Source organism: Paraburkholderia sp. RL17-383-BIF-A, assembly GCF_046028015.1.
Classification (GTDB): domain Bacteria; phylum Pseudomonadota; class Gammaproteobacteria; order Burkholderiales; family Burkholderiaceae; genus Paraburkholderia.
This window is the reverse complement of the sequence record NZ_JARESR010000040.1, coordinates 23,511-35,635: the sequence shown is the minus strand read 5'-3', so window position 1 is coordinate 35,635 and position 12,125 is coordinate 23,511. Positions and strand designations below refer to the sequence as shown.

The following is a 12,125-nucleotide window of genomic DNA, read 5'->3' as shown; positions in this document are numbered from 1 at the left end:
CCCATTCACCGGACGGCTCGCGGCTGCGTATTGCGGCGGACCATGCCCGCCGTCGTGTTGCACCTGCTATGCGGCCACTTTCGCCGCCGGCGTCGTCGCCACACCACGATCAACGCCGCTTGCGTCATGCAGAATCATGTCCGACGCTTTTTCGGCCACCATCACGATCGGCACATTCGTATTGCCCGATACGAGCGTCGGCATGATCGAGCAATCGACCACGCGCAGCCCCTGCGTGCCGTACACGCGCAGGCGCTCGTCGACCACCGCGAGCGGATCGCCGGCCGTGCCCATCTTTGCTGTACCAGATGGATGGAAAATTGTCTGTCCGTACTCGCGGCAGAAGTCCAGCAGTTCATCGTCGGTCTGCGCGTGCGCGCCCGGCCGCACCTCGCGTTTCATCAGCGACGCCATCGGCTCCGCGGCCGCGACGCGGCGCGCGAAACGCACGCCGGCGATCGTCGTGCGCCGGTCCAGATCGGTGTCCAGATAGTTCGGCTGGATGGACGGCGCTTCGCGCGGATCCGCGCTGCGAATGCGCACCACGCCGCGCGATTCGGGGCGCAACTGGCAGATCGAGTAAGTGCAGCCAGGAAAGTCGTGAACATTGCCGCCGGCGGAATCAGCCGACAAGGTCGAGAAATGGAACTGAATGTCCGGTGTCGCCGATTCCTCCGGCAATGCCCGGCAGAACATGCCACCCTGGTTGATGCCGACCGCGAGCGGACCGCCGCGCATCAGCGCCCATTGCAGCCCCATCCTGGCGCGCCCCGTCCACGACCGCAGTAGATCGTTGGTCGTGATCGGTTTCGTCACTTCATAGATCAGGCGGATTTGCAGATGGTCCTGCAGGTTCTCGCCGACGCCCGCGCGATTGGCGACCACAGGAATGCCGAACTCGCGCAGCAGCGCGGCCGGTCCCACGCCGGACAGTTGCAGCAATTGCGGAGACTGGAGCGCCCCCGCGGTCAGGATGACTTCGCGACTGGCGCGCACTTCCCGCAACTCGCCGTGTTGCCGATACTGCACGCCACAGGCGCGGGTTCCCTCGAACAGAATCTTCGACGCCATCGCGTCGGTTTCCACACGCAGGTTCTTGCGCTGCCGCGCGGGCTTCAGATAAGCCACGGCGGTCGAGCACCTGAAGCCGCGGCGGGTAGTCAGCTGATAGTAGCCGACGCCTTCCTGATCGCCCGTATTGAAGTCGTCGATGGTTGCCACGCCTAACGAATTCGAGGCCGCGATAAACGCGTCGACCAGTTCGTGCCGCTGCTTGATCGTCGAGGCCCACAGCGGGCCGTCCACACCGCGCGTCGGGCCTTCGCCCAATTCGTTGTGTTCCAGCCGCCTGAAATACGGCAGGCAGTCTTTCCAACTCCAGCCGCGATTGCCGAGCCTGGCCCAGTGATCGTAATCGTCCTTCTGCCCGCGCACATAGATCAGACCATTGATGGAACTGCTGCCGCCCAGCGTGCGGCCGCGCGGCCAGTAGAGCCGGCGGTTGTGCATGTTCGGATCGGGATCGGTATAGAAGCCCCAGTTGTAGACCGGGTGAAACATCGTCTTGCCATAACCGATAGGGATATGAATCCACATGAAGCGATCGGCGGGGCCGGCTTCGAGTAGACACACCGAGTAGCGGCCGCCTTCGGAAAGCCGGTTGGCCAGCACGCAACCCGCCGATCCCGCGCCGACGACCACAAAGTCGAATCGGTCTGCCATGTGAAGTGTCTCCTGCATGTTTTATAAAAACCGGTATGTTTCGTTGAAATTTATGTTCAGCCGGTTTCCTGTTCAAGAGATTCCCGCTAATATCGGCGCATGTGAAACAGAAACAGCTGTTTTTGTTTCACTTTTAGAAATTGCCGACCGGCGTGCGCAGCGCACGCGGACGCTGGACAGTTACTGATCGGGAGCAAGGAAGCGTATGCAAGCACACTGCCCGTCGCCGCGCAGCGAATCCGTGGCCGAGGACTCACGGGCTTTGCGCGCCTTGGCCGTGCTCGAACAACTCGCGGCCGCGGGGCAGCCGTTTTCGCTATCGCAACTCTCGCTGCGCCTGCACATTCCCAAAGCGACGCTGATGCGGCTGATCGAATCACTCGAAGCTCAGGGCTACGTCACGCATCTGCCCGACTCGCGCGGCACGGATCGCGGCATCACGCTGGGGCCGAAAGCGGCGCAACTCGCGCTCACCACGCTGTCCAACAACACGTTTGGGCGGGCCTGCCGTTCGCTGCTGCGCTCGCTGGTGGACGCGCTCGGCGAAACCTGCAACCTCACCGCGCTCGATCGCGACACCGTGCTCTATCTGGAGCGCGTGGAGACCACTGAACCGCTGCGGCTGCATTTGCAGCCCGGCACGCGGGTGCCGTTGCACTGCACCGCCAGCGGCAAACTGTTCCTCTCACAGATGCCGCCGGCCGAACGCCGCCTCGTGCTCGCGCGGCTGACGCTGGAGCGACGAACGCAAGGCACGCTGACGGAATTGAATCTGCTGGAGGCGGAACTCGACCGCCTCGCCGTGCGCGGTATCGGCATCGACAACGAGGAACTGGTGCGCGGCATGGTGGCGGTCGCGGTGCCGGTGCGAGATACCACCGACGGGCACGTGCTCGCTTCGCTGGCGATTCACGCGCCGACCGCGCGCGCGAGTCTGAACGACCTGCTGAAGACCGTGCCCCGACTCAAGGACGCGGCGCTGAAGCTCGCCCCACTCTTATCCGCAGGGCCTTCTGCGGAGCATGCGCACCATGAGCGCTGAGGCTTTCCCCATGAGCGATCCATTCGATCCGCAGGACTCCGCCGCAGCCGTCCGGCCCGGCGGCGTGAAGGCCGGGCGGCCCAAAGCGGAGTTGTACAATGACGCCGATCCATTTTCCGGAACGGCAGGCATGACCAAAGCGGATACTCCGACGCTGCGCGCGTTTGCGCTGCTCGAACACCTCGTCAACTCGGACGGCCCGGTATCGCTCGCCGATATTGCGCAGGACGTCGCGCTGCCCAAGGCGTCGCTGCATCGCATGCTCGCTTCGCTGGAAGCCGGCGGTCTCGTGATCCGCGAGCCCGGCCAGAAAAACGCCTATGTAATCGGGCCGCGGCTCGCGCAGCTCGCGTTGGGCGTGGTGATGCATTCCGGCGCGCGGCGCCTGCGTCACGCGATTCTCGCGCGTCTGGTGGCCGATCTCGGCGAGACCTGCAACCTCACCATGCTGCATGAAACCGAGGTGCTGTATCTCGACCGGATGGAAGCGCCGTGGCCCTTGCGCCTCGATCTCAAACCCGGCTCGCACGTCCCCGCGTATTGCAGTGCGAGCGGCAAACTGCTGCTGGCCATGCTGCCGCGCGAACAGCGCTCGGCGCTCGTGCGCGCACTGAAACTCGAACGCTTCACGCAGAACACCATCACCGATCCGGAACTGCTCGAGGCAGAACTCGACCGGACCGCGCACAAGCGCATTGCGATCGATAACGAGGAGTTTCTGGCCGGCATCGTATGCGTGGCGGCGCCGGTTGTCGATGAGAACGGCACCTGTATCGCGGCGGTCGCCGTGCATGCGCCGGTCTCGCGCGCGCCGCTGTCGCGCGCGCTCGAATTCGTGCCGCGTCTTCAGGAAGCCGCTCGGGAACTCGCGTCCACCTTCTGACACGCGCCCCTTTCTGCGCCATACCCGCTGCCGGGTATGTTCATGACGCAGGCTTCTGCTGGCGCACGAGTTCGGCCAGCAGGCGCACGCCCGCCTCGATCTTGTCGAGCTTGATCGCCGAGAAGCCCATCCGGAAGCAGTGCTTCTGCTCCAGTCCGGTCATGAAGAACACACCGCCTGATTCGATCAGAATGCCGTGCTGTTCGGCGTCGGCGGCGAGGCGCACGGCGTCGAGCCACGGCGGTCCTTCCACCCAGCACGACGCGCCGCCCGTAATCGGGATGTAGCGCGCTTCGGGCATGTATGTGTCGAGCGCCGCCATCAACGCCAGCGCACGCTCGCGATAAGCGTGGGCGAGCCTGCGCAGCAGCGCGTCATGATGGCCGAGCGCGAGAAACGTCGCGAACGCACGCTGAATGTATGCCGCCGGATGCCGCACCATCAGACGGCGTAACGCGCGCAACTCATGCACCAGCTCGCGCGGACCCACGATATACCCGAGCCTCAAGCCGGGCGCGAACGTCTTCGACAGACTGCCGATGTAGATCACGCGATCAGCCTTGTCCAAACTCTTGAGCGCCGGGTGCGGCATGCCTGAAAAATTGTTCTCGCTTTCGTAGTCGTCTTCGATCAGCACGAAATCGTGCTCTTGCGCGAGTTCGAGCAACGCATGCCGGCGATCGATCGGCATGGTGGCCGTGGTCGGGCACTGGTGGCTCGGCGTCACGTAGACGTAATCGCATTGAGCAAACAGCTGCGCGTCCTCGACGGGGCGCACGCCGCCCGCATCGACCGGCAACGGCACCAGTTGCGCATTGCGGTTCTCGAAGATATTGCGCGCGTCCGGATAGCCGGGGTTTTCGAATCCCACCGTGGTGCGCTCGCGCGCAAGCAGATCGGCCACCAGATATAACGCCTGCTGACAGCCGATCGTGATGACGATTTCATCCGGCATCGCGAACACGCCACGTCGCGGCAGCACACGCGTGCGAATCTGCTGGATCAGCGTGTCGTCGTCGCGGCCGATCAGATCCGGCGCCCAGTTGCGGATCTCCATCACCGAAAGCGCCTTCATGCAGCACTCGCGCCAGTCGTTGGTCGGAAAGAGCGACTGGTCGAACTGCCCGTAGATAAATGGATATTCGTAGTCCTGCCAGTTGCCCGGCTTGACGATGTTGCGCTGCGCGGAGGGCCGCCGCTGCACACGGTGCGCCCAGTCGGGCCGCGCGGGCGCGGTGCCATGCTCGCCGCCGGGGACCGACTGCGACGGCTTGAAACCGTGGCGCCCTTCCAGCATCGCCGGATTGACGAAGTGCCCGCTGCGCTCGCGCGAAATCAGATAGCCCTCTTCCACGAGTTGCTGGTACGCCAGCACGACCGTATTTCTCGCGACGCTCAATTGATCGGCCAGTTCGCGGCTGGACGGCAGCGCGGTTTGCGGCGGCAGTTGGCCGTCCAGAATCGCGGCCACCAGCATCTGGCGAATCTGCCCTTGCAGGCTCATGTTCGAGTCGCTGGGACGCTGAAAACGCTGCGTCCAAAGGGCCGTCGCTGTACGGCTAGACATGCTTCCTCCTGAAAGTGAACAGGCCGCGCCGGCCATCGCGTCGCTGCACGGCACAGCCGTCCGTCGCGATAGCAGTCATGGCACGGGCCGGCCAGGGCGGCTTCGGATCGGGTCCGCGTTGGGTCCGCGTCGGGCCCGGGTCGGATCCCGATCTGGATCGCGATCGGGGCCTGAGCGGTCCCTGAGCAGTCCCTGAGCAATCCCCGATTGCCATGTGGACTCAACGATCGGCGCCGTCTGGCACTAACTTGCCCGATTTTTTACTGACGATACTCGACTCACCCCGTCCACCGCGATCGGGACAAGCACCGGTCGTATCCACACGACTTCCATGCTCCATAGACAGCCACTTTTGAGACCTATTATGAAACGCCATAAAAGCCCGACCTCACGACCGTGGTTCCAATGGACGGCACGCTGCGTCCTGTCGCTGGTTTTCGCCGCCACGGCGAGCCTCGTGGCGACGCCCAGCCATGCGCAAGAGAAGGAAATCACGATCGCCTATCAGCAGATCGTCGACCCGTGGGTGGTCGGCATCGCGAACGGGTCGATCGAAAAGGCCACCGGCTACAAGATCAACTGGCGGCAATTCGAGTCAGGCGCGAAAGTCGCGACCGCGCTGGCATCCGGTGACGTCAAGGTCGGCGTGATCGGTTCGAGCCCGCTTGCCGCCGCCGTGAGCCAGGGTCTCGATCTGCAGCTCTTCTGGATTCTCGACAACATCAACCAGGCTGAAGCGATGGTGGTGCGCAATGGCTCCGGCGTGGCGAAACCCGCGGATCTGAAGGGCAAGACCATCGGCGTGCCGTTCGTGTCGACGACTCACTATCACACCATGTTCGCGCTGCAGCACTGGGGCATCAATCCGTCTGACCTGAAGATTCTCAACATGCAGCCCAATCAGATCGTCGCGGCCTGGGCGCGCGGCGACATCGACGCCGCCTACGTGTGGGATCCGGCACTCGCGGAACTGAAGAAAAGCGGCAAGGTGCTGATCACGTCCGGCGACCTCTCGAAGCTCGGCAAGCCGACCTTCGACGGCATTGCCGTCGATCGCAAATGGGGCGAGGACCATAAAGACTTCATGGCCAAACTCGTCAAGGCAATCGCCGACGCCGACCAGCAATACCGCAGCAATCCGTCGCAATGGAGCGCGACCTCGCCGCAAGCCGCCGCCATCGCGAAGATGATCGGCGGCTCGCCGGCGGACGTGCCGGGGTCGCTGTCGCTGTATGCCTTCCCCACGCTCGGCGAGCAGGCGTCCGCGCAATGGCTGGGTGGCGGCACGGCGAGCCGCGCCGCGCTCGCGCTGAAGGACACCTCGGAGTTCCTGAAAAGCCAGAAGCAGATTGGCGCCGTCCTGCCGGACTACTCGAAATTCGTGACGCCGGCTTACGCCGAAGCCGCCGCGCAACTCAAATGACGTAACCGTGATCCGGAATCAGGAGGCAACATGGAAAACATGACTGTCAGGAACGTGAGCGTGGTGTTCCCGGGGCGCCGGCCAGGTCAGACCGTGCAGGCGCTCGACGATATCAACCTGACTATCCGCTCAGGCGACTTCGTCGTCGCACTGGGGGCGTCCGGATGCGGCAAGACCACGCTGTTGTCGCTCATGGCCGGCTTCATCGCGCCGAGCCGGGGCGAGTTGCTGCTCGGCGGCGAACCGATTGCCGGGCCGGGCGCGGACCGCGGCGTGGTGTTCCAGAAGCATGCGCTATTGCCGTGGCTCAACGTGATCGACAACGCGGAATTCGGTCTCAAACTGCAAGGCGTGCCGCGCGCGCAGCGGCGCGAAATCGCCGTGCGCAACCTCGCGCTGGTCGGCTTGCAGGACTTCCACAAGCACATGATCTATCAGCTCTCGGGCGGGATGCAGCAGCGTGTCGGCATTGCCCGCGCGCTCACCTGCGATCCGGCAATGCTGCTGATGGACGAGCCGATGGCCGCGCTCGACGCACTCACCCGCGAAACCATTCAGGAATTGCTGCTCGATGTCTGGAAGAAGACCAACAAGATGTTTTTCTTTATCACGCACAGCGTGGAGGAGGCACTCTTCCTTGCGAGCCGTCTGATCGTGATGTCGCCGCGTCCCGGCCGTATCACCCATACCTACGAACTGGACTTCAATCGCCGTTTTCTCGACACGCGCGACGCACGGGCGATCAAATCGAGTCCCGATTTCATCGCCATGCGCGAGCGTGTCCTCAACATCATTTACGGCGACGAGAAGATGCACGCCGCCGAGGCCGGAGTCGCTCATGTTTAGTTCAAAATCCGCTCAGGCCGTTCTGCACGGCGAGGCCGCCCCCATGGAGACGAACACGCCGGCACGGCCGCCTCGGCGACCGGGGCGCGGGCCTCGCATGCTCGCGAAAAAACCCGCCCGGCCCGGCGATACGTTCGGCGTGCCGGGGCAAGGCAGCAGCGTCGCCACGAGCCTCATCACAGTGGCCGCATTTGTCGGACTCTGGTTCGCGGCGACCAATCTGCACTGGATCAAGCCGCTCTTTCTGCCGTCGCCGCAGGCCGTCTACGCGAAGTTCATCTTTGTCGCCACCGAAGGTTTCGCCAATTCCACGCTCGCGCAGCACACGGGTATCAGCCTGTTGCGGGTCTTCGGCGCATTCCTGCTCGCCTGCGTGAGCGCGATACCCGTCGGCGTGATGATGGGCGTGTCGCGCTTCGCGCGCGGCGCGTTCGATCCGCCGATCGAGTTCTACCGCCCGTTGCCGCCTCTCGCCTATTTGCCGCTCATCATCATCTGGTTCGGCATCGGCGAATTTTCGAAGGTGCTGCTGATTTACCTCGCCATTTTCGCGCCGCTCGCCATTGCGGCCCGTGCAGGCGTGCGCTCGGTTTCGATCGAACAGATTCACGCCGCGTATTCGATGGGCGCCTCGCGCACCCAAGTGGTCCTGTACGTGATTCTGAAGTCGGCGATGCCGGAGATCTTCACCGGCATGAGAATCGGCATCGGCGTCGGCTGGACGACACTGGTGGCCGCCGAAATGGTCGCATCGACCAGCGGCCTCGGCTTCATGGTGCTCAACGCAGCGGAATTTCTGGCGAGCGACGTGGTCATCATGGGGATTATCGTGATTGGCTTCTTCGCGCTCTGCTTCGATCTGCTGATGCGTTATATCGAGCGCGTGCTGGTGCCCTGGAAAGGCAGGGTCTGACAAGGCGTCGCCGTGCTTCACTCACAAGGGCCTGCGGGCCCTTTCTCTTTCGCTTCAGCGTCGCAGTGATACGGCGCTGGACTCAGCGACTCCCCCAAGCTGGCTCTACCCCGTTGCCGTGCGCAACGGCAATATCGGTCGCAACGGTAAGGCAGTTGTCTTCCGCGATCGTCAATCCAGTCAGGGGGCCACGTGAACGCCATCGTCAAACCAGGCATGTCTTTTGGGGTTCGACACGAGACCATGCGCATCGGCGGTGAAAAGATCACGCGCGCGGAAGTCATCGACATATTCAATCCCTATACGCGCGAGCTCGTCGGCACGGTTCCGAAAGCCACGGTAGACGACGTGCGGCACGCTTTCGACTACGCGCACGCATATCGCGCCAGCCTCACACGCTATGAGCGCGCGCAGATCCTGCGGCGCGCGGCGGATATGGTGCGCGAGCGGACCGGCGAAATCGCCGCTCTGATCACCGCCGAATCCGGGCTCTGCAAGAAAGATTCGCTATACGAAGCGGGCCGCGTCAGCGACGTATTGATCTTCGGCGCCGCCGAGGCGCTGAAGGACGACGGCCAGATTTTCTCCTGCGATCTGACGCCGCACGGCAAACAGCGCCGCGTCTATACGCAGCGCGAACCGCTGCTCGGCGTGATCTGCGCGATCACGCCGTTCAATCATCCTATGAACCAGGTGGCGCACAAGATCGTGCCATCCATCGCCACCAATAACCGGATCGTCGTCAAACCGTCCGAGAAAGTGCCACTGTCCACCTGCCTGCTCGCCGATATTCTCTACAGCGCCGGCCTGCCACCACAGATGCTCCAGGTGGTCACGGGCGACCCGAAAGACATTGCGGACGAACTCATTACAAACCGGCACGTCGACCTCATTACGTTCACGGGCGGGGTCGCCATCGGCAAACACATCGCGAACAGGATGGGTTATCGGCGCGCGGTGCTCGAACTGGGCGGCAACGATCCGCTCATCGTGATGGAAGACGCGGACCTCGATGAGGCGAGCACGTTGGCCGTTTCCGGCTCGTACAAGAACTCCGGGCAGCGCTGCACCGCCATCAAGCGGATGCTCGTGCACGAAGCGGTGGCGGATCGCTTCGTTGAATTGCTGGTGGAAAAGAGTCGCGCAATACGTTACGGCGATCCGGCCGATCCCAATACCGACATGGGCACCGTGATCGACGAGGACGCCGCGATCTTCTTCGAAGCGCAGGTCAACGACGCCGTCAATCGCGGCGCGAAGCTGCTGCTCGGCAACGTGCGCCGTGGCGCGCTTTATTCGCCGACCGTGGTCGATCGCGTCACGCCGGATATGCCGCTCGTGCGATATGAAACTTTCGGTCCGGTTTCGCCGGTCATCCGCTTCCGCGATATCGACGAAGCGATCCGGATTTCCAACTCGACGGACTACGGCCTGTCCTCTTCCGTCTGCACGAACCGGCTCGATTACATCACGCGGTTTATCACGGAATTACAGGTGGGCAGCGTGAACGTGCGCGAGGTGCCCGGCTACCGCCTCGAACTGACGCCGTTCGGCGGCATCAAGGACTCGGGGCTCGGCTACAAGGAAGGCGTTCAGGAAGCGATCAAGAGCTTCACCAACGTGAAGACGTACTCGTTGCCGTGGCTGTGACAGCGCAGCCACGGCCATTTGCCACCGGCGCGAGCCCAACCCGCCAAACAGCCGCCCCAAACCAAATGCCAACCGATTTTGATACAAAACGTTCCATTTATTTGAATTTAGGTTGACGCACCGAAGCGACTGACCTACATTTGAAACACCAATCATTTTTCGGTATTTTTTGTTCCATTTATTTCGAAGAATCGGAGACACCCATGAGCGAGCAGAATCCTTCCCAACGCGACGCTACCGCCGACAACCGTGTCAGCGGCCCGCAGGCCATGACGCCGTCGGAAGCGTTCGTCGAAACCCTGGCGGCCAACGGCGTGACCGATATGTTCGGCATCATGGGCTCGGCGTTCATGGACGCCATGGACATTTTTGCGCCCGCCGGCATCCGCCTGATTCCGGTGGTGCATGAGCAAGGCGCCGGCCATATGGCCGACGGCTACTCGCGCGTGTCGGGACGCCACGGCGTGGTGATCGGCCAGAACGGCCCCGGCATCAGCAACTGCGTCACAGCCATTGCGGCAGCCTACTGGGCGCACAGCCCGGTCGTGATCGTCACACCGGAAGCGGGCACCATGGGGATCGGTCTGGGCGGCTTCCAGGAAGCCAAGCAACTGCCCATGTTCCAGGAATTCACCAAGTATCAAGGCCATGTCACCCATCCGGCACGCATGGCGGAATTCACCGGCCGCTGTTTCGACCGCGCCATGGCGGAGATGGGACCGACCCAGCTCAATATCCCGCGCGATTACTTCTACGGCCAGGTCAAAGTGGAAATCCCCCAGCCGCAGCGTCTCGATCGCGGCGCGGGCGGTGAGCAACGCCTGAACGAAGCGGCAGAACTGCTCGCGCAAGCGAAGTTCCCGGTGATCATTTCAGGCGGCGGCGTGGTGATGGCCGACGCGATCGAAGAATGCAAGGCGCTCGCCGAGCGACTGAACGCGCCGGTCGTGAACAGCTACCTGCACAACGATTCGTTCCCGGCCAGCCATCCGCTGTGGTGCGGCCCGCTCGGCTATCAGGGCTCGAAGGCCGCCATGAAGCTGCTTTCGCGCGCCGACGTCGTGATCGCGCTCGGCTCGCGTCTCGGACCGTTCGGCACGCTGCCGCAGCACGGCCTGGACTACTGGCCGACCAACGCGAAGATCATCCAGATCGATGCCGATCACAAGATGCTCGGTCTCGTGAAGAAGATCTCGGTAGGCATTTGCGGCGACGCGAAGGCCGCCGCCGTCGCATTGACCGAGCGCCTTGCCGGACGCAAGATTGCCTGCGACGCCACGCGCGAAGAACGCGGCGCTCAGATCGCCGCAGAAAAAGCGGCATGGGAGAAAGAGCTCGACGATTGGACACACGAGCGCGACGCCTACAGCCTCGACATGCTCGAAGAGCAGAAGCACGAACGCACGCCTGGCGGCGGCACCTATCTGCATCCGCGCCAGGTGCTGCGCGAACTGGAAAAGGCCATGCCGGAAGACGTGATGGTGTCGACCGACATCGGCAACATCAACTCGGTGGCCAACAGCTATCTGCGCTTCAACAAGCCGCGCAGCTTCTTCGCGGCGATGAGCTGGGGCAATTGCGGCTACGCGTTTCCGACCATCATCGGCGCCAAGGTCGCCGCGCCGCACCGCCCGGCCGTTTCATATGCGGGCGACGGCGCATGGGGCATGAGCCTGATGGAAACCATGACCTGCGTGCGTCATAACATTCCGGTGACGGCAGTGGTGTTCCACAACCGCCAATGGGGCGCAGAGAAGAAGAACCAGGTGGACTTCTACAATCGCCGCTTCGTGGCGGGCGAACTCGATAACCAGAGCTTCGCGGCCATTGCCCGCGCGATGGGCGCCGAAGGCATCGTGGTGGATCGTCTCGAAGATGTCGGCCCCGCGCTCAAGCGAGCGATCGACGCGCAGATGAACAGCGGCAAGACCACCATCATCGAGATCATGTGCACCCGTGAACTGGGCGATCCGTTCCGCCGCGACGCGCTCTCCAAGCCTGTGCGCATGCTCGACAAGTACAAGGACTACGTTTAACGGTTCGGGCGCGCGCGGGCACCGTGCTCAGGCAGACGGAGCC

9 protein-coding genes are annotated in these 12,125 nt (G+C 63.2%); 7 read left to right on the top strand and 2 right to left on the bottom strand.

Annotated elements, in window-relative coordinates; translation table 11 throughout:
• Nucleotides 1–66: 66 nt before the first annotated feature.
• A complete protein-coding gene (locus P0D71_RS31445) occupies nt 67–1,722 on the bottom strand; it encodes a GMC family oxidoreductase (RefSeq protein ID WP_408300111.1) in 1,656 nt (551 codons plus the stop codon).
• 205 nt (nt 1,723–1,927) lie between these two features.
• Here P0D71_RS31445 and P0D71_RS31440 point away from each other — a divergent pair, with 205 nt between their 5' ends.
• Nucleotides 1,928–2,764, top strand: a complete 837-nt coding sequence (locus tag P0D71_RS31440) for an IclR family transcriptional regulator (protein ID WP_408300113.1) — start codon at nt 1,928–1,930, stop codon at nt 2,762–2,764.
• A gap of 130 nt (nt 2,765–2,894) precedes the next feature.
• Nucleotides 2,895–3,647: an IclR family transcriptional regulator gene (locus P0D71_RS31435; RefSeq protein ID WP_408300212.1), complete on the top strand. Its 753-nt coding sequence runs from the start codon at nt 2,895–2,897 to the stop codon at nt 3,645–3,647.
• Nucleotides 3,648–3,687: 40 nt separating this feature from the next.
• On the opposite strand, the gene pdxR is transcribed toward P0D71_RS31435, so the two are convergent.
• Nucleotides 3,688–5,214, bottom strand: a complete 1,527-nt coding sequence (pdxR, locus tag P0D71_RS31430) for a MocR-like pyridoxine biosynthesis transcription factor PdxR (RefSeq protein ID WP_408300115.1) — start codon at nt 5,212–5,214, stop codon at nt 3,688–3,690.
• Nucleotides 5,215–5,578: 364 nt separating this feature from the next.
• On the opposite strand from pdxR, the gene tauA reads away from it, so the two are divergent.
• From tauA to xsc, 5 genes are all read left to right on the top strand, one after another.
• Entirely contained in the window at nt 5,579–6,637 is a 1,059-nt protein-coding gene (gene tauA, locus P0D71_RS31425; RefSeq protein ID WP_177205152.1) for a taurine ABC transporter substrate-binding protein, read from the top strand.
• Between the two features lie 30 nt (nt 6,638–6,667).
• Entirely contained in the window at nt 6,668–7,483 is an 816-nt protein-coding gene (locus tag P0D71_RS31420; RefSeq protein WP_408483456.1) for a taurine ABC transporter ATP-binding protein, read from the top strand.
• Nucleotides 7,476–8,396: an ABC transporter permease subunit gene (locus P0D71_RS31415; protein WP_408300121.1), complete on the top strand. Its 921-nt coding sequence runs from the start codon at nt 7,476–7,478 to the stop codon at nt 8,394–8,396. The genes P0D71_RS31420 and P0D71_RS31415 overlap by 8 nt, the downstream gene beginning before the upstream one ends.
• 216 nt (nt 8,397–8,612) lie before the next feature.
• A complete protein-coding gene (gene phnY / locus P0D71_RS31410; RefSeq protein ID WP_408483477.1) occupies nt 8,613–10,046 on the top strand; it encodes a phosphonoacetaldehyde dehydrogenase in 1,434 nt (477 codons plus the stop codon).
• Nucleotides 10,047–10,249: 203 nt separating this feature from the next.
• Nucleotides 10,250–12,082, top strand: coding sequence for a sulfoacetaldehyde acetyltransferase (gene xsc, locus P0D71_RS31405; protein WP_408483455.1), 1,833 nt, complete (start codon nt 10,250–10,252; stop codon nt 12,080–12,082).
• Nucleotides 12,083–12,125: the final 43 nt, after the last annotated feature.